Source organism: Tolumonas auensis DSM 9187, from assembly GCF_000023065.1.
Taxonomy (GTDB): domain Bacteria; phylum Pseudomonadota; class Gammaproteobacteria; order Enterobacterales; family Aeromonadaceae; genus Tolumonas; species Tolumonas auensis.
The window spans coordinates 1913424-1932435 of sequence record NC_012691.1 but is presented as its reverse complement, the minus strand read 5'-3'; the positions used below and the strand labels follow the sequence as shown (position 1 = coordinate 1932435).

Annotated in this window: 18 protein-coding genes and 1 riboswitch; of the genes, 14 read left to right on the top strand and 4 right to left on the bottom strand. The window is 49.0% G+C overall.

What is annotated here, in order from left to right; all coding sequences use genetic code 11:
• Positions 1 to 343: 343 nt before the first annotated feature.
• The 13 genes from nirB to TOLA_RS08905 all read left to right on the top strand — a co-directional run bounded on the left by nirB (position 344) and on the right by TOLA_RS08905 (position 13025).
• The gene (gene nirB, locus TOLA_RS08965; protein ID WP_015878845.1) at positions 344 to 2863 is read left to right on the top strand and encodes a nitrite reductase large subunit NirB; all 2520 of its coding nucleotides are present in this window, start codon (positions 344 to 346) and stop codon (positions 2861 to 2863) included.
• Positions 2860 to 3189 carry a nitrite reductase small subunit NirD gene (nirD, locus tag TOLA_RS08960; RefSeq protein WP_015878844.1) on the top strand — a complete coding sequence of 110 codons (330 nt, stop codon included), beginning with the start codon at positions 2860 to 2862 and terminating at the stop codon, positions 3187 to 3189. The genes nirB and nirD overlap by 4 nt, the downstream gene beginning before the upstream one ends.
• Before the next feature lie 10 nt (positions 3190 to 3199).
• A complete protein-coding gene (moeA, locus tag TOLA_RS08955; protein ID WP_015878843.1) occupies positions 3200 to 4420 on the top strand; it encodes a molybdopterin molybdotransferase MoeA in 1221 nt (406 codons plus the stop codon).
• A gap of 8 nt (positions 4421 to 4428) precedes the next feature.
• Positions 4429 to 5232, top strand: coding sequence for a molybdopterin-synthase adenylyltransferase MoeB (locus TOLA_RS08950; protein ID WP_015878842.1), 804 nt, complete (start codon positions 4429 to 4431; stop codon positions 5230 to 5232).
• 214 nt (positions 5233 to 5446) lie between these two features.
• Positions 5447 to 5581: riboswitch (molybdenum cofactor riboswitch) on the top strand.
• Positions 5569 to 6546 carry a GTP 3',8-cyclase MoaA gene (gene moaA, locus TOLA_RS08945; protein ID WP_041609503.1) on the top strand — a complete coding sequence of 326 codons (978 nt, stop codon included), beginning with the start codon at positions 5569 to 5571 and terminating at the stop codon, positions 6544 to 6546. (Overlaps the previous riboswitch by 13 nt.)
• A gap of 1 nt (position 6547) precedes the next feature.
• Entirely contained in the window at positions 6548 to 7132 is a 585-nt protein-coding gene (gene mobA / locus TOLA_RS08940) for a molybdenum cofactor guanylyltransferase (protein WP_015878840.1), read from the top strand.
• Positions 7129 to 7641: a molybdenum cofactor biosynthesis protein B gene (gene moaB, locus TOLA_RS08935; protein WP_015878839.1), complete on the top strand. Its 513-nt coding sequence runs from the start codon at positions 7129 to 7131 to the stop codon at positions 7639 to 7641. The genes mobA and moaB overlap by 4 nt, the downstream gene beginning before the upstream one ends.
• 9 nt (positions 7642 to 7650) lie before the next feature.
• Complete coding sequence (gene moaC, locus TOLA_RS08930; protein ID WP_015878838.1) at positions 7651 to 8130, top strand: cyclic pyranopterin monophosphate synthase MoaC; 480 nt, start codon at positions 7651 to 7653, stop codon at positions 8128 to 8130.
• 39 nt (positions 8131 to 8169) lie between these two features.
• Positions 8170 to 8412 (top strand): molybdopterin synthase sulfur carrier subunit, encoded by a 243-nt coding sequence (moaD, locus tag TOLA_RS08925; protein ID WP_015878837.1) that lies wholly within the window; start codon positions 8170 to 8172, stop codon positions 8410 to 8412.
• 1 nt (position 8413) lies between these two features.
• The gene (locus TOLA_RS08920) at positions 8414 to 8848 is read left to right on the top strand and encodes a molybdenum cofactor biosynthesis protein MoaE (RefSeq protein ID WP_015878836.1); all 435 of its coding nucleotides are present in this window, start codon (positions 8414 to 8416) and stop codon (positions 8846 to 8848) included.
• Between the two features lie 141 nt (positions 8849 to 8989).
• Positions 8990 to 9727, top strand: coding sequence for a dienelactone hydrolase family protein (locus TOLA_RS08915; protein WP_171804908.1), 738 nt, complete (start codon positions 8990 to 8992; stop codon positions 9725 to 9727).
• A 153-nt stretch (positions 9728 to 9880) separates the two neighbouring features.
• Complete coding sequence (locus TOLA_RS08910) at positions 9881 to 12472, top strand: lysozyme family protein (protein ID WP_015878834.1); 2592 nt, start codon at positions 9881 to 9883, stop codon at positions 12470 to 12472.
• A 1-nt stretch (position 12473) separates the two neighbouring features.
• Entirely contained in the window at positions 12474 to 13025 is a 552-nt protein-coding gene (locus TOLA_RS08905) for a lysozyme inhibitor LprI family protein (RefSeq protein ID WP_015878833.1), read from the top strand.
• A gap of 171 nt (positions 13026 to 13196) precedes the next feature.
• On the opposite strand, the gene TOLA_RS08900 is transcribed toward TOLA_RS08905, so the two are convergent.
• The 3 genes from TOLA_RS08900 to TOLA_RS08890 all read right to left on the bottom strand — a co-directional run bounded on the left by TOLA_RS08900 (position 13197) and on the right by TOLA_RS08890 (position 16958).
• Complete coding sequence (locus TOLA_RS08900) at positions 13197 to 13610, bottom strand: GNAT family N-acetyltransferase (protein ID WP_015878832.1); 414 nt, start codon at positions 13608 to 13610, stop codon at positions 13197 to 13199.
• 71 nt (positions 13611 to 13681) lie between these two features.
• A complete protein-coding gene (locus TOLA_RS08895) occupies positions 13682 to 14617 on the bottom strand; it encodes a malate dehydrogenase (protein ID WP_015878831.1) in 936 nt (311 codons plus the stop codon).
• A gap of 136 nt (positions 14618 to 14753) precedes the next feature.
• The gene (locus tag TOLA_RS08890) at positions 14754 to 16958 is read right to left on the bottom strand and encodes a heavy metal translocating P-type ATPase (protein ID WP_015878830.1); all 2205 of its coding nucleotides are present in this window, start codon (positions 16956 to 16958) and stop codon (positions 14754 to 14756) included.
• A gap of 100 nt (positions 16959 to 17058) precedes the next feature.
• Between TOLA_RS08890 and cadR the strand changes: the two genes are divergently transcribed.
• Positions 17059 to 17490: a Cd(II)/Pb(II)-responsive transcriptional regulator gene (cadR, locus tag TOLA_RS08885; protein ID WP_015878829.1), complete on the top strand. Its 432-nt coding sequence runs from the start codon at positions 17059 to 17061 to the stop codon at positions 17488 to 17490.
• A 1-nt stretch (position 17491) separates the two neighbouring features.
• Here cadR and TOLA_RS08880 read toward each other — a convergent pair whose 3' ends face one another.
• A complete protein-coding gene (locus TOLA_RS08880; protein ID WP_015878828.1) occupies positions 17492 to 19009 on the bottom strand; it encodes a DHA2 family efflux MFS transporter permease subunit in 1518 nt (505 codons plus the stop codon).
• Positions 19010 to 19012: the final 3 nt, after the last annotated feature.

Sequence of the window (19012 nt, the reverse complement as noted above, 5' to 3'; positions counted from 1 at the left end):
TGGTGCAATTGCACCGTCGTGAATCATGGAAAACCATTAAAACCCTTAAAAATGCATCTAAAGGCTATGTTTTACAGGATTTTTAAAACTGGCATGAAAGCTGAATGTATCTAAATTGTTAACGGATTAGCCAACCTGTCTTTCCAAGAACTTGGCTTTCCAACAATTTGGTCACTCAGGCAATGACGCCTCACTGGTTAATTCCAGTGAGGCGTTTTTTTTTGAGTATTACGCCAGCAGGTGCTGACACAGTAACCCGCGAGAAGAGTGCTAGAACCACTAAAACGGATTTAATCGGAACGGATTTTATCAAAAATAGTGCCGTAGTTTAAGGAACATAAACATGAGCAAGCAACGTCTGTTAGTCGTCGGTAACGGCATGGTTGGCCACCATTTTGTTGAACAACTGGTCAACGCGGGTGGTCTGGAACAATTTGAAGTCACCGTATTAGGTGCAGAGCCTGATAGTGCCTATGACCGGGTACATCTGTCCGAAGTTTTCGGCGGTCGTGCACCGAAAGAGCTGCAGATGGCTGATCCGGAATGGTACGCCGAAAAAGGCGTGTCATTGATCCTGAGTTGTAAAGCCGAATCGCTGGATCTGGTAAACAAGACTATTACTTCCGAACAGGGCGAATCTTATGTTTTTGACAAAATGGTACTGGCAACCGGTTCTTATCCGTTCGTTCCACCTATTCCTGGTCACGAGCGTAAAGGTTGCTATGTCTATCGCACGCTGGCTGACCTGGATGAAATCCGTGATGCCTGTGCTGGTGGCCGCACCGGTGTGGTTGTTGGTGGCGGTTTGCTGGGGCTGGAAGCGGCTAACGCGCTGCGTCTGCTCGGTTTGGAAACGCACGTCATTGAATTCGCGCCACGCCTGATGCCGGTGCAGCTTGATCCGGTTGCCGGTGATCTGCTGAAAAATAAAATTGGTAGCTTGGGCGTTAAAGTGCACGTTGATACCGCCACCGACAAAATCGTCGATGGGGAAGGTGCACTGCACCGCATGATGTTTAAAGACGGCACCCATCTCGAAACCGATGTGATCCTGTTCTCTGCGGGTATCCGTCCGGAAGATCGTTTGGCTCGTCAAGCGGGTCTGGCTGTGGGTGAACGCGGTGGTATCACCATTGATGAACAATGTGTGACTTCGCATCCGGATATTCTGGCTATCGGCGAATGTGCGCTGTGGTCCGGCAAAATTTTTGGTCTGGTTGCTCCTGGCTATCAGATGGCACGCTCTGCGGTCAGCTCTCTGTTGGGCGGTGAAACCCGCTTTAAAGGTGCCGATATGAGCACCAAGCTGAAACTGATGGGCGTTGATGTGGGCGCCATCGGTGACAGCCATGCCGCCAGTGCCGGCGCGCAAGAATTACTGCTGCTGGATCGTCCGTCCGGCATCTACAAAAAGCTGGTCACTGATGAAACCGGCAAATTCCTGCTCGGTGCGATCTTGATTGGCGATAACAGCGATTACGATCAACTGCTGCAATTTTATCTGAACAAGATGGAGCTGCCAGATCCGGCGCTGTCACTGCTGCTGCCGGAAGGCGGTAGTGCGAAACCAACCTCACTGGCATTGCCAGATACCGCCACGATTTGTTCCTGCCATAACGTCACCAAAGGTGATGTGGTGGCGGCAGTTAAAGCCGGTAATCACACGGTTGCTGATGTGAAGTCTTGCACCAAAGCCGGAACTGGTTGTGGTGGTTGTTCAAATCTGCTGAAACAGGTTGTCGATCAAACGCTGACTGAACTGGGCATGGAAGCAAACAATCACGTTTGTGAGCACTTCGCGTTTACCCGTCAGGAATTGTTCCACCAGATCCGCGTTGGTGAGCTGAAAAGTTTTGAACAAGTGTTAAGCAAACACGGTCAGGGTCGCGGTTGTGATGTCTGCAAACCAATGATTGGTTCCATCATGGCGTCACTGTGGAATGACCATATTCTGGAAAAAAAGCACCAGCCTTTGCAGGACACCAATGACGCGTTCCTCGGTAACCTGCAAAAAGACGGCACCTATTCCATCGTGCCACGTATTGCCGGCGGTGAAATTACCCCCGACAAACTGATTGTGCTCGGTCAGGTGGCGAAGAAATACAACCTTTACACCAAGATCACCGGTGGTCAGCGTGTCGACTTATTCGGTGCCCGCGTCGATCAACTGCCGGTGATCTGGAAAGAGCTGGTCGATGCCGGTTTTGAGACGGGCCATGCCTACGGCAAATCATTGCGTACCGTGAAATCGTGTGTTGGTTCAACCTGGTGTCGTTATGGCGTGAAAGATTCTGCCGGCATGGCAGTGACGCTGGAGAATCGCTACAAGGGCATCCGTGCCCCTCACAAAATCAAATTTGCTGTTTCCGGTTGCACCCGTGAATGCGCCGAAGCACAAAGCAAAGACTTTGGTGTGATTGCCACTGAAAAAGGCTGGAACTTGTACGTCTGTGGTAACGGCGGTATGCGCCCACGCCATGCTGATCTGTTTGCTACCGATTTGAGCGATGAAGACCTGATCAAATACATCGATCGCCTGATGGTGTTCTACATCCGCACTGGTGATCGTTTGCAACGTACTTCCGTGTGGATGGAAAACATGGAAGGCGGTCTGGATTACCTGAAATCGGTCATCATCGACGACAAATTAGGTATTACCGCTGAACTGGAAGACCAGATGCAGCACCTGATCAATACCTATCAGTGTGAATGGAAAACCACGCTGGAAGACCCGGAAAAAATGAAGCGTTTTGCGCCATTTGTGAACAGTGATGAAGCCTATATGCCACCGCGTCAAATCGTTCGTGAGCAGGCAATTCCGAAACAAGATGAAGAACTTATTTTGATTAAGGAGCTGGTATGAGCTGGCAGAAAATTTGTGAGTTGAACGACCTGGTTGAACATTCTGGCCGTACTGCATTAGTGAATGGCAAACAGGTGGCGGTGTTTTATATCCCGAATGAAATTCCGTCGGTATATGCACTGGATAACTGGGATCCGCTGGGTGAAGCCTTTGTGTTGTCCCGCGGCATCATCGGCGATATTCAGGATGAACTCTGTGTGGCATCGCCACTGTACAAACAGCATTTCGCACTGGCTGACGGGCGTTGCTTAGACGCGCCGGGGATCGCCGTAAAAAACTGGCCGGTGGAAGTGCGCGGTGACGAAGTCTGGTTAAAAGCGGAATAAGGAAGTCGAAATGAGTTGCTGTGATGCAGGTGCAATGAGCGTTCAGGACGCATTAAATACGATGCTGGTGCAAATCACGCCGGTCAGGGAGTGCGTCACAGTGTCTCTGGCAAATTCACAGGGGCATATCTTAGCGGAGGACGTGCTTTCTCCGCTGAATATGCCTCCGTTTGATAATTCCGCGATGGATGGTTACGCCTTTCGTTTTGCGGAATGGGTAGACGGGCAAACGTTAGCCATTGCCGGAACCGCTTTGGCGGGGCAACCATTTACCGCTGATATTCCTGCTGGTGCTTGTTTACGTATTATGACTGGTGCGCAGGTGCCTGCGGGGTTAGACACCGTGATCATGCAGGAACACATGGCGCAGACTCCGGAAGGCGTGTTGTTTACTCAGCCACCAAAAGCAAAAGCCAATATTCGATATCTGGGCGAAGAAATTCGCACCGGAGATGTGGTGTTAAAAGCGGGCTCCCGTCTGCATGCCCGCGCATTACCGTTACTGGCTACGCTGGGTCTGTCGGAAATTAAAGTGCGCCGCCGTCTGAAAGTCGCCATTTTCAGTACCGGTGATGAACTGAAAATGCCTGGAACGCCATTACAAGCTGGCGAAATCTACGACTCTAATCGTTATGGCATCGAAGCCATGCTGAACCGGATGGGCATTGAATGTCTGAATCTGGGCATTATTCCCGATGATCCGGCACAACTGCGCGATACCTTTATTCAGGCTGCACAGTCCGCCGATGCCATTATTACCTCTGGTGGTGTTTCCGTCGGTGAAGCCGATTACACCAAAGATCTGCTGCTGGAACTGGGCGAGGTCGGTTTCTGGTCGGTAGCCATGAAGCCGGGCAAACCGTTTGCATTCGGCAAGATCCGCGATAAACACTTCTTTGGTTTGCCGGGTAACCCAGTTTCTGCGTTTGTCACTTTCTATCAGCTGGTGCAACCGGCGTTACGCAAACTGGCGGGTGAAATTACCGTCGCTCCATTACGTATTCCTGCCATTGCGGAACACAATTTCCGTAGTGCTAAAAACCGTGTCGATTTCCAACGTGGGCTGATCAGTGTTAATGCTGATGGGCTGATCACGGTGCGATCCACCGGCGCACAAGGTTCCGGCATGTTCACATCGCTGTGTGCCGCCAATTGTTTCGTTATCGTGGAAAAAGACGTGCCTGCGGGTTCGTCAGTCACCATTGAATTGTTTAACGAGATCGTGAACTGAGGTGACGAATGAAAGAACTGACTGATCAGGAACTGCTGCGTTATCACCGTCAGATCAATCTGCGTAGTGTCGATATTGATGGTCAGACGGCGCTGAAAAATGCATGCGTGCTGATCGTGGGCTTAGGTGGCCTTGGCTGTGCCGCCGCGCAATATCTGACCACTGCAGGTGTCGGGCAACTCACACTGGTGGATGGTGATACGGTCGATGTCAGCAACCTGCAACGGCAGGTGTTACATCACGATGCCCGTATTGGCATGAACAAGGCGGAATCAGCGCGTCAAACGTTAGCGGTTTTAAATCCGAATTGTCAGTTTGAAGTGATCCCGCGTTATCTGGATGAATCGTCCGTTCTGTCGCTGGTGGCAGCACACGGTCTGGTGCTCGACTGCAGTGACAATCTGGATACCCGTAATTTATTAAATCTGACCTGCTTTCAGCAAAAGACCCCGCTGGTTTCCGGTGCTGCGATCCGCTTTGAAGGTCAGGTCTCCGTTTTTCGCTGGCTGCAAGACGAACCCTGCTACCACTGTTTCAGCCAGTTTTTTTCTAACTCATCCTCCGCTAATCAGGGGCAAAGCTGCGTTGAAGCCGGCGTGCTGGCCCCGATAGTGGGGGTGGTTGGTTGTTTACAAGCCATGGAAGCCCTGAAATTACTGACCAATGCCGGAATCCCGATGAGTGGTCAGTTGTTGCTGATCGACGGATTAAGCGGGCAGTTTAGATCGATGAAATTAAAGAAGAATAGTAGTTGTGCTGTATGTGGGGATGGTGCGCGGACGAACTCATACTCTGAGATCGACACGCCGTAAACCCATCCATGGGAGCTTGAGTGCCGCATCCCTGCGGCACACAGTCGCCTTCAGAGTATGAGTTCATCCACTTTGATGGATGAAAAAAATAGAACAAACAGAGGGTGGGTGTAGCCCTTGTTTTGCAGACGACTGTACGCCGCAGGACGCGGCGTCCAAGTCTCCAAGGATGGATTCACGACGTGTCGTTCGCAAAATAAGGGTTACACACACCGAAAAAACAACACACCGAGCTGTATTACCTAAGTCACTGATAAGGCAATACAGCCGAGCAGCAGCGATGTTGCGAGGGTCAGTAAAGAAATGCACTGGCCTCCCGAATTTGGAAAGGTGTTTATGATATTAGAAGACGGTTTTTCCCGCCGCTTTCATTACCTGCGTCTGTCAGTGACAGAAGCATGTAATTTTCGCTGCACATACTGTCTGCCGGATGGCTACCGCCCCGACGGACGTAAATCATTCCTCACTGTCGACGAGATCCGACGGGTGGTGTACGGCTTTGCCGAATTGGGCGTGAAGAAAATCCGCCTGACCGGTGGTGAACCGTCAATGCGTCGTGATTTACCCGCCATTATCGAAACCGTCGCCAACACCGCCGGTATAGAAAAAGTAGCGATGACCACCAACGGCTATCGCCTGAAAGATCGCGCCCAGCAATGGTTTGATGCCGGTTTACGCTCCCTCAATGTCAGCATTGATAGCCTCGATCCGCGTCAATTCCAGCTTATTACCGGTGAAAACAAACTCGTCGAAATATTGGAAGGCTTAGAGGCCGCGCAAAAAGCCGGTTTTCGTAAGATCAAAGTGAACACCGTTTTACTGAAAAATCTGAATGATCACGAACTCTCGCAATTCCTGTTCTGGCTAAAGAAACAGCCCATCCAACTGCGTTTAATTGAACTGATGCAAACCGGCGAAATGGATGCCCGTTTCCAGAAACATCATCAGAGCGGCCTGCCCGTGAAAACGCGTCTGCTGCGGGAAGGCTGGACTCAGCAAAACCGTAATCTGACTGATGGCCCGGCAGAAGTGTTTTCGCATCCTGACTATCAGGGGCAAATCGGCCTCATCATGCCGTACAGCAAAGATTTCTGTACCAACTGCAATCGTCTGCGTGTTTCGTCAGTCGGCAAACTGCATCTTTGTCTGTTTGGTGAGGAAGGGGTGCCATTGCGCGATCTGTTGCAGGCAGATGAGCAGAACAGCGAATTACAAAGCCGCATTCTGGAAGGTTTAACGCATAAACGTGAAACCCACTTCCTGCATGACGGTGATAGTGGCGTGACACCACATCTGGCATCAATCGGAGGCTGACATGCACAAAACAACCGGATTAGTGCTCGCCGGCGGCCGTTCCAGCCGGATGGGTACCAACAAAGCATTGCTCGAAATTAACGGTGAAACGTTGCTACACAGAACCATGCGTTTATTGGAACAGTCAGGCTGCCGCCAGGTGCTGATCAGCGGCGATTATTACGGCTATCGCTGTGTTACCGATACCGCGCAATTAGGCCCGTTAGCGGGAATCGCTGCAGGACTGGATGCCTGCCAGACCGAAAAATTACTGATCCTGCCGGTCGATATGCCGTATATGACCAGTGAGCTTATCCAGTTATTGATGCACTTTCGTTTTGAAGGCAACGGCGTCAGCTATGCCGATGCGCAGTTCCCGTTGCTGCTACTGAACAACGATGCAAACCGCGAAGTGCTTGCCGGACTGCTCGCATCAGAAACCCCGGCGAACCAGCGCAGCATTACGCAGTTCTACCGTCAGGCGCATATCACTGAATTACCGGTGTCGCCGAAATACCGCCACTGTTTTAACAATACGAATACCCCGGAAGAGTGGCAACAGTGCCAGCTTCTGTTAAACGGAACTTATGAAGGAATATCATTATGACTCATGCCGCCACTGAATTTGTGCCACTCAATATCGCTGTGTTAACCGTGTCTGATACCCGTAACGAAGAGACAGATACATCCGGTCGTTCACTGGTCGATAATCTGCAATCAGCGGGTCATCATCTGGTCGAGAAGCAGATCGTCATTGACGACAAATACGACATCCGCGCCATTCTTTCACGCTGGATCGCGGATACAAACGTGCAGGTGGTGTTAGTCACCGGTGGTACAGGCTTTACTGGCCGCGATACGACGCCCGAAGCAGTAGCTCCACTGTTTGATAAAACCATCGAAGGATTTGGCGAACTGTTCCGTCAGGTTTCCTTTAATGAGATTGGCACCTCTACCATTCAAAGCCGTGCACTGGCAGGAATGGCTAACAAGACGCTGATTTTCTGCATGCCGGGGTCGACCAATGCCTGCCGCACCGCGTGGGATCATATTATCCAGTCTCAGCTCGATTCCCGTCATAAACCCTGTAATTTCGTGCCACATCTGCGCCGCTAAGGAAACATCATGCAGTCAAATCAGTTAACGCATATCAACAACAGTGGCGAAGCGCACATGGTGGATGTCAGTGACAAAGACATTACCACCCGCACCGCACGCGCTGAAGCGATCGTGTCCATGTCCGCCGAAACGTTGCGTGTCGTCATGGCTGGCGATCACCACAAAGGGGATGTATTCGCTACTGCCCGTATCGCCGGGATCATGGCGGCGAAAAAGACATCTGATCTGATCCCGCTGTGTCATCCGCTGGCACTGAGCAAGGTGGAAGTAGAATTAACGGCTGATACCGAACGTAATCAGGTACGTATCGAAACCTTATGCAAACTGAATGGCAGAACCGGTGTGGAAATGGAAGCGCTGACGGCGGCATCAGTAGCCGCACTGACCATCTATGACATGTGTAAAGCACTGCAAAAAGACATGGTGATTGAATCGGTACGTTTGCTGACCAAAACCGGCGGGAAATCCGGCGATTTTCAGGTTTAGCAGCCCGATCACCCAAATGCACGGAAGCCGGAGGAACACATGAAAGTACTGTTTTTTGCCCAAACTCGCGAGCTGGTAGGAGTCGATGAGTTAACCATAGATGAGCCTTATCTCACTGCACAACAGCTCCGGGAAGCACTGGCAACCCGTGGCGATAAATGGCAGTTAGCATTACAAGAATCCCCATTGCTGGTGGCGGTGAATCAATGTTTGGTGCCGTGGGATACACCGTTATCTGCCGATGACGAAATCGCCTTTTTCCCACCGGTAACAGGAGGCTGATATGACCGACAAAATCCTAGTCCAGCAGGAAGACTTCGATGTAGCGGCGGAATATGCCCGTCTCAGCGACAATCCGGAAACCGGTGCGATAGTCAGTTTTATCGGCAAAGTGCGTAACTTTAACCAGAACAGCGATGTGACCGGATTACACCTCGAACATTATCCAGCGATGACACAGTTAAGCCTGGAAAAGCTGGTGGCAGAAGCTCACGCACGTTGGCCAATCCAAAGCTGCACGCTGATCCATCGGGTAGGGGATCTGACCATCAACGATCAGATTGTGCTGATTCTGGTCGCCAGTGTGCACCGTAAGGCCGCATTTGCTGCTTGCGAATTCCTGATCGATGAACTGAAAACCAGCGCCCCGTTCTGGAAAAAAGAACGGCTGACCGATGGTTCGTTACGGTGGGTGAGCCCGGCGCTTTCTCCGATATAACCTATAATAAATCTGATTCTCATTCCTGATTCAGTGAGGCTTCTTATGCGCCAATTTATATCCGCACTTATTCTGACATTTTTCAGCGTGCTATCGGTTAACGCCCAACCGTTGAAACTCCCGCCGATGGAAGTTGACGCGATGACTGCTTTGAAGGCCTCACCTCGTCATGGCGAATGGGTAAAATATGATGCCGGACAAGGCGATAAAGTTGATGCCTGGGTGGTTTATCCGGAACGCAGCGATAAAGCGCCGGTTGTTATTCTGATCCACGAAATTTTTGGTTTGACCGACTGGGCCCGGGCCACCGCCGATCAACTGGCGGCAGAAGGTTTTCTGGTGGTTGCACCTGACTTTCTGAGTGGTAAAGGGGAAGGTGGGGCGGGTACTGCATCATTCAAAGGTGATGATGTGCGCACGGCGATCCGCAACCTTGATCCGGCGGAACTGAAACGTCGACTGGATGCCGCGGCTGCGTGGGCAACCAGTCAGTCTGCTGGGGGTAAAAAATACGGCGTAGTCGGTTTTTGCTGGGGCGGCGGCGTAGCATTTAACTGGGCCATTCAGCAGCCGGAGCTGGGCGCGTCAGTTGTTTATTACGGCGTATCCCCGAAAACGGAAACACTGAGCACCATTAAAGCACCTGTTCTTGGCTTATATGGTGGTGACGATGCCCGCGTAACCACTACTGTGCCACCCACTCAGGAAGAAATGAAACGGCTGGCTAAACGTTATGATGTAAAAATCTATGACGGTGCCGGACACGCCTTTTTACGCCAGCAAAATGGCATGAATGGCGCCAACCTCAAAGCCGCCACCGATGGCTGGGCGACCACAGTCGCGTTTCTGAAAGAAACCCTGGCGGGAAAAACAAAATAGAACTAAGTAATCCTGATTAATTAGATGTCAGGTGCTGTCATTATTGACGGGTTGTGAATCGTATTCATATGTAGCTCTTAAGTTTATAATTTTGTGTTCTTTACTATCCCGATAGTAAATGGTCATAAATATAAATTAAAAGAGCACAGATAAATGGCAGCAACAAACATCCCGGCAGCGAACCTTCCGCTTGCCGTTAAATATCCTTTTGTTACCGAAGACGGAAAGGAATTCAACGATCTGGAAAAACTGCTGACCGATTTAGGTCAACAATCCGGTGGATATTACCTCCTGGGAGCCAACAACTGCTGGCACGGTGGTATCCACATCACCGATGAAAAATTTTCCCATCACAAGAAGACCCATCCCGTGCGTTGCATGATGGATGGCACCGTCATCGCCTATCAGCTGAATCACTATTACCCAACCCAAAAGTGGCAGGCCAAAAGCACACCGCCTGCGACTGATCTGAAATTCAGCAATGGATTTTGTCTGATCAAACATGAGTATGAAAGCCCGGCGAATCCGCTCACTTTCTACAGCCTTTATATGCACCTGGCGGATTACAACACTTATGTTGCAGACTGTGCGAACACAGAAAAAACCATTGCCATTACAAAGAATACCAAGGCTCGCGACGCGACTAATATCAACCATGCCATCGGTGTCTTAAAAAGTGGCAGTATGTTAAAGGTCGACACACAGCAACAACCCTATAAAGCCGTAGCGAATGGTCAACAACATGACTATTACAAAGGAACGGTAGAAAGCAAAGCGGCCAGCTCTGATGACACTGTTGCTGTCGGTACTACGGTTTATCTTTACTCCGGCTGTTTTCCTGCTGGGACGTTTGCTACCACAGAAAAACCTGCATTACCCGGCTACTGGAAATCGACAGTTATCGGCAAATCAAAAGAGCGTATGAGGGTTTATAGTACTGAACAAGCCTGTAAGGACAGAACGACTCCCCACGATGCATTACTTAATGAACAGCAAACCGTTTCATTCGATAGCGCTCAGGTTAAATCAGCCACGATCAATGGTAAGACACTAAAAATTGCTCTGTGCAAAATCGACAATGCAGCAACCTTTGCGCATAACACCCGATTGAACGAAGGCTGGATGATTGTCGATGAAAGTCAGGTCAACTGGGAAAAAGTCGAGCCCACCGAGTTTGACCGCATTGTTAAATGCAATTTTCCCATCAAAGCGGGTGCTCCCATCGGGTTTATGGGCATCTGGGAAAGCCCTGCAGATCCCATCGGAGCAGGCACCACAAAAATAAAATATCAAATGCATGTAGAGCTATTCACAACCGATGACAAAGCAGCATTAGATAAATTTCTGAACAATGAGGCCAGACTCACCACCGGCAAAAAATATCTGAAAGTGCCGAAAGGCAGCAAACTCTATAGCAGTGACGGTGATGGCAGTTTTGTGAATCCGGACGCGCTTCTGAATGCCGCCCGTGATTATGTGTTTGAAGAAAGCGCCTGCACACAGGTGAAAGATACTGCGGGCACCGTTTTCTACAATATAAAAGGCATACGAACAGGAGAAGCCGCAACAGGCCCGGTTGATTTTGCTCACGTTAAAATTGAAGGCGGTGTAAAGCTGGTCACGCAATATGACTGGAAGGAACTCGGTTTTAGCACACTGGAAGAGACCAATAATGATGCCGATGGCTATATCGACCCGGACAAAATACCATCCGCACTGTTTAAAGATATCTTCAAACGAGTTGACGGAATCAACAGCCGGAATGGTCAGGGCGACGGCACTTTGACCGGTCAGGAAATTAAAGATGCATTGCAACAAGATAAAGAGCTGCGAAACGATCTTTATAAGATGATCGCAGGCCATCCTAGTGAATGGCACAGCACTACACAGAACAACATAAAAAAACTGTTTGAAGAGATCAAAGCTCAAAATACGGAAGAAGAATATAAAAATGCCATTCAGTTTGAAATTGACCGCTTCCTGAAATGCGAGTTTGTTAGTCAGATCGAGGGATTAACGCAGAAGCTGTGGCATTTTCATCCTTTAGAAACAATTAAAACATTAGATGGGAAATGCAAATATTGCCCATCTGAAATATATGAGATAGAAACCACAGGCGGTATGGTTGCGGTGTCAAAAGAAAGTGTTGACTTAATATTGGCATATGAATCATATCAAAAATTTCCATATGTACCATCAGATACCAGCGGCATAACAATTGGGTATGGTTATGATTTAAGTCAGCAAACAGAAACAAATATAAGGAATGACTTGAAAAATATCTATAGCCAAGATGATATAGGTAAGTTTATCGATGTATCAGGAAGATATTATACTGGTAATGCAGCTTGTACTGCGTTGAATAATGTTAATAGTATATCAATATCAAAAGATGATGCTTATACGTTAGCAACTAGAACAAATAAAAGATATGCTCAATACGTGGTTGATATATATCCGAACTCTATTAATCTGCATCCTCACTGTCAGGGTGCATTGTTATCCCTTGTTTTTAATAGAGGAAATAAACTAACTGATGCAAGGAGCTCAACCAGACGAGAAAGGGAAGAAATGAGAACTATACAGTTTGATTTGCAAACCAAAAATACTTCCGATATTCCTTCACAATTTAGAGGTATGAAAAGACTATGGGCAGGTCGAGGACTGGGTGGCTTAATCGAACGAAGAGAGAAAGAAGCAGTTTTATTTGAAAATGGTTTATCATGCCCTCATTATGGAAAATAGAATGAAAAAAATATTATATATATTATCTGTTTTTATATACAACGCCAATGCTGGCGAGTGTGTTGCTACACAATGTATTATGGCGAAAGCTATAGAAAATCAACACAATGAAGATGGACAGCTTAATAAAAACTATGCTGAACTAAAGTTGCATCTTAAATCTGATGACTTTTCTGTATTGAAAGCCGTCCAAAAAAAATGGATTAAATTAAGAGATTTAGTTTGTAGTGATGAAATTTACAATAAAGAAGATTTAGGTAATGAAGCCTCGATAGAGAAACAGCTATGCCTTTATAATCAGACCAAAGCAAGAAACATTGAGTTGGAAGCACTTGCCAACGATGCTGCTCGTGAAAATGTAAACTTTGTTATTCAATCCGTTTTATCTAAGGCATTGACCGGTGCGGATTATGAAAGAAAAATAAAAGAATTAAAAAGCAATAATAACTCTGTTTTATTTAATGATTATGTGGTGTCTTCTTGTGGCTTAAGCAAGAAGGTAAACAATGAAGATGAAGATGAATGCGTACTTAGGTTGAATATTCTTCGTTAATATATATTGATGAACGTGCTTGAAATATAGAGATCTCAATAACGCAAGAATATTTACTACCACCAGTCAGTTTCCCGCTGACTGGCCTTCACTTCAGCAATGTTCCGCTTTTCCTGATATTTCTCATCCCATCTTTCATAAAAAACAGTCAGTCCAAGCAGTGACGTCTGCTTACTTCAACGCCGCCACATCATTTAATGTCCATGCGCTGTCATGGCGGGTCATACCGATTTTCGGGTAATAGTTCACCGCCTGTGGTGCGGCGACAAGGTAAAGCGTGCAACCTTCTTTTAATTCAAGAAATGTTTTGCGGATCAGCTCTTTGCCAATACCACTGGCCTGAACGGTTTCTGAGACCGCCAGATCGGAGAGATAACAGCAGAAGTTAAAATCGGTCACTGAACGGGCGATGCCAACCAGTTTTTCGCCAGCCCAGGCGGTGGCGATCAGATCGGCGTGATCAAGCATACCCTGAATGCGTTCAAGGTTATCGATAGGGCGGCGACCACCCAGCGTGGTTTCCTTTAATAAACCGATAAACTGCTCAGCAGAAATGGGTTTGTTAACTGTGTATTGAATATCCATATATCTTCGCCTCGGCAGGTCTGTATACAAAAAGGGTTATATTGCCTGGAAAGTTGACTGAAACTGTTTTATTACAACAGCTTATCAACATCATCCAGTTGTTTTTTTACTATCTTCGCCGACTGTTCGAGCTGGCTTCTTTCAGACGATGACAGCGACGGCATTATTCGGGATTCAATACCGCGTAAATTGAGTTGAGTGGGTAAACTCAGAAACGTGCCGGACAAGCCATATTCATCCTGAATTTCAGCAGAGATTTTTATTGGTGCGAATGAATGACCTAATATTGTTTCCACAATACGGGTGGCACTAAAGGCAATACCATAGCAACTGTGTTCACCGGCAAGGCGAATATCCCATCCGGCGCGTTTGGTTTGATGCAGCAGCGTTGCTTTCAGCTCTTCATCCAGTGCCGGACAGATCTCACGGAGTGATTGACCCCGATAAGTCGCCAGACTCCATAACGGCACCATCGAATCGCCATGTTCACCGATAACCTGAATCTTTAACTCAGTTGCATTCAGATCCAGCACCTGAGCGGTAAAATGGCGTAACCGCATACTGTCCAGTTCTGTACCTGTGCCGATCACCCGTTCAGAAGGGTAACCAGTAATTTTCCCGGCAGCATAGGCCATCGCATCGACCGGATTGGTGATATTGATTAAAACAGCATGCGGGTTGTTGCGGGCTAGTGTCGGTAGCAGCGTCTGGAAAATAGCGACATTGTCTTTCAGCACATCGGCACGCGTACCATTTTCACGAGGCAGTGCGCCCGCAGTCATAACAATAACATCAGCCCCCGTGCATTCCTCCGGTGTTTCAGACCGGATAGTGCGGTCTGGCAGTTCCGGCGAGCAGTGCGACATATCGAAGGCTTTAGCCCACGATTTCTGCGGATTACGGTTAACCAGCGCGATATCAAGGTGCGGATGTCTGAGCAGTAGGGAATAAGCGAGGGTAGTACCTATTGCACCGCAGCCGATTATGGCGATTTTGGGATGAGTCATCGTTTTCTCATTCACTAAGTATAAGAAGTTGATCCGACTCAGAAAGATCAGATGAGACCGGATGCCCATAATTCAGAATAAACGAAACGCTCAGCCCAAACGATAAGCATCGGTCAAAATAAACATTAATCTGTAACTACTTAAACCGTAACAACCGCATGGCATTCGCGACCACCAGCAGGCTTGTTCCCATATCGGCAAAGACCGCCATCCATAACGTACCGAACCCCAGCAGCGTTGCCAGCAGGAAGCCGGCTTTGATGCCGAGTGCCACAGTGATGTTTTGCAGTATATTGCGCCAGGTGGCCTGTGACAGCCGTACAAACAGCGGCACTTTGCGCAAGTCATCATCCATCAGCGCAATATCGGCTGTCTCGATCGCCGTATCACTGCCCATGCCACCCATCGCAAAACCGATACTGGCACGAGCTAACGCGGGCGCATCATTGATGCCATCACCCACCATGCCGACGATCTGATGCTTACTCATGGTGTCTATCTGATTCAGCTTGTCTTCCGGTAACTGATTACTGTAAACCTGATCAATGCCTGCCTGAGTCGCAATCCGGTTCGCGGTATGTGCGTTATCGCCGGTCAGCATGACGGTATGAATATGCAGATGATGTAATTCGGTAATGGCCTGCTGGCTGCTGGCTTTTATCGTATCAGCGACAGCAAACAGTGCTAACGGGGTGTCAGCTTTCACCAACAATACAACTGTCTTGCCTTGTGCTTCGTACTGGCTGATCGGTTGTGCTACCTGAGCCGTCAGGGCGTTATTCGCAGCAAAAGCCTTAGGGCTGATCAAACGGAATGTTTCTCCGGCGATTACGCCTTGGATACCTGCACCAGTTAAGGAAGTAATATCCTGAACTGATAGATCGGCGGTTTCCGGGTAGGCGCGGACAATCGTCCGTGACACCGGATGTTCGGAATGTAACGCCAGCGCCACCGCGATTTGCTGACATTCAGCGATGTTGGTATCTGCCAGCGGGATCATATCCGTCAGTTCTGGTTTCCCGGTGGTAATAGTGCCGGTTTTATCCAGCGCCAGCACTTGCAGCTTCCTGCCCAGTTCGAGGTAATGGCCGCCTTTAATCAGAATGCCATGACGCGCGGCAACCGACAGGGCGGTAACTATCGCGACCGGTGTAGAGAGTACCAGTGCACACGGGCAACCAATAACCAGTAACACCAGCGCCTTATAAAGCCATTCAAACCAGGGTGCAGCAAAGAATAATGGCGGAACCAATGCCACCAATACCGCAATAATCAGAATGATCGGCGTATAAATACGGGCAAAACGATCGACCAGACGTTGAATGGGGGCCCGTTTTCCCTGTGCTTCTTCCACAGAATGAATAATCCGGGCGAGCAGGGTATTTTGCGTTGTCGCGGTGACCCGGTAATCGAACGATCCTTGCTGATTAATCGTACCGGCATACACCAAATCACCTTCATTTTTTTCAGCAGGCAGACTTTCACCGGTGATAGGGGCCTGATCCACACTCGAACTGCCACGAATAACCGTACCATCCAGCGGGATCCGCACGCCGGGCTTGATTCTTATGACCTGATTGACGCCTACTGTATTTATATACAGCTCTTTCCATGTGTTATCAGATTGTTGTACCAATGCCTGTTCCGGCGTCAGTGTCATCAGTTCCTGAATCGCATTGCGAGCCCGTTCCAGCGATTTGCTTTCCAGAAACTCTGCAATATTAAACAGCACCATGACCATCGCGGCTTCCGGCCACTGGCCAATCAGAAAGGCGCCCGTCACGGCAATACTCATTAAGGCATGCATGTTCGGATCAAAACGGCGTAATGCCTGCCAGCCTTTTTTGTAGGTCGTCACACCACTTAATGCCACGGCAATCAGAGCAAAGAACGCGGCCAGCCACTCAGAAACACTGAACCAGTCGATAGCTTCTGCTGCGATAGCAAAAATACCGGCTAATACCAGCTTCTGATTGGATGTGAGCAGAGACTGTTTTTCTTCTGAAGTCACACTCTCATGAGAATCATCACATGAGTCACAACTACAGCTAATGGCGCCAACACTCACAGAGGGCTGTGTGTCTGCCTTTTGCTCCTTTTGTTCATCATCGCAGGAATCACAGCCACAATTGATAGCAGTGGTGAGCTTGGGTTCAGAAGGCGGTAATTCCTGTTTCGGGGTTTCCGTATCGCAAGAGCCGCATCCGCAGGCGATACCACTGATTTTAAGCGCAGGTTTTGTCTCAGACACAGCGGCTGGTGTTCCCCGGCGAATGGCACCGTTTTTTCCTGGCGTCAGCGAAGTGATCTTGCTGATTTTTCCGGATTCCGGTTGTCCCATATACGACTTCTCCGATCACACAATTTGACAGATAAATGATAGCTTTTATCATTTAACACCCTATAGTAACTACAGGGTCAAGTTTTCTGCGGAGAAAAAGATGAAAATCGGTGAATTAGCCAGACTGACCAATTGTCCGGTCGAAACAATTCGGTTTTATGAGAAAACCGGCCTGTTACCGGAAGCGCTGCGCACGGAGAGCAATTACCGTGATTATGAGCCGGCACATTTAGAGCGCCTGCGGTTTATCCGGAATTGCCGGGCTTTTGATATGTCGCATGATGAGATCCGTCAGCTTATCTCGCTGGTGGATTCCCATGCCGAGAGTTGTCACTCGGTAAATGAAATTCTGGATGAGCATATCCATCATATTGAAGATCGGATATCCGAATTGACAATGCTGGTGGGGCAACTCAGAACACTGCGTCAGCAATGCCGTCAACAGCAAGGTGTGGATGAGTGCAAGATAGTGCAGGGGCTGGCCAGTCTGACGTTACCGGAACGTACAGAACGGCACAGCCACCTGGGCTGAATTAATGAGCGGCGCCACCACTGGCATGGGTTGCTCGGGGGCGGGTAGTCAGGAACACAAACGGGATCAGCACCACAAACATCCACATCAGGATATCGAACAGATCCAGTGTTGAGAGCATATACGACTGATGATTGATCGTATTATTAATGCTCATCAGCGCACTGGTTGCGTTCTCACCACTGAATTCCGCCGCCAGTGGGTTATACGGGTTAATGTGCTCTGTTAACACCGAATGGTGCAGGCTGGCGTCGTGCGTCCAGAACCAGGTAGTAACGGAAGACGCAAAACTGGCACCGAGCGTGCGGATAAACGTGGACAGCGAAGCGGCATCCGCGATGGCCGGACCGGATAAATCAGACAGCAGAATGGTGGTCATTGGCATAAAGAACAGCGAAATACCAATTCCCATAAACAGCTGAATAAGCGCAATGGTCTGGAAATCGACGTCCGTGGTGAAATTTGAACGTAAGAAGCAGCTCAGACTGATCACCATGAATGACAGCGCAGCCAACTTCCGCATATCCAGTTTCGGTCCGAACCGGCCCAGGATCGGCGTCAGAAACAGTGGAATCATGCCCATCGGAGCCGCCGCCAGTCCGGCCCATACAGAGGTATAGCCCATCTGACTTTGCAACCACTGCGGCAGGATCAGGTTAATACTGAAGAAACCTGAAAAGCCGAGCGTTAACAGAATTGTACCTAAACGGAAGTTACGATTAGCGAACAAGCGCAGGTTTATAATCGGATGATCGTCCGTGAGCTCCCAGATCACCAGAAACACCAGCATGATTACCGCAAAGACAGAACCACCAATAATCCACGGATCACTGAACCAGTCCAGATCGTTCCCTTTATCCAGCACAATCTGCAGCACGCCGACACCCAATACCAGTGCGGTAAAGCCCACGTAATCCAATGGTGCCTTTACCGGTTTATGCGGCCGATCCTTCAACTGAGACAGCACCACCATCACTGCAAAAATACCAATCGGGATGTTAATGAAGAAGATCCACGGCCAGCTATAGTCGTAGGTCAACCAGCCGCCCAGAATAGGTCCGACAATCGGGCCGACGACAGCAACCATCCCTAACAACGCCAGCGCCATACTGCGTTTTGCTGCCGGGAAGATAGACATCAGCAATACCTGACTCATCGGGAACAGCGGCGCCGCGGCTAACCCTTGTAACGCGCGGAATACCACCAGTTCATTCATGGACTGCGCAATGCCGCATAAGAATGAGGTGATCAGAAAGAAAATCAGGGCACCGACATACAAGTGCACTTCACCAATCCGGCGACTCAGCCAGGCGGTGACAGGCAAACCAATTGCATTACTTACCGTAAACGACGTAATAACCCAGGTACCCTGATTCAGGCTGACGCCCATATTGCCGGCAATCGTTGGCAATGAAACGTTCGCGATAGTGCTGTCCAACACCTGCATGAACACACCCAATGCAATCGCAAACGTACAGAGCGCGAGATTCGCCGGCTGGAATCCTTGCTGTTGACTCATACC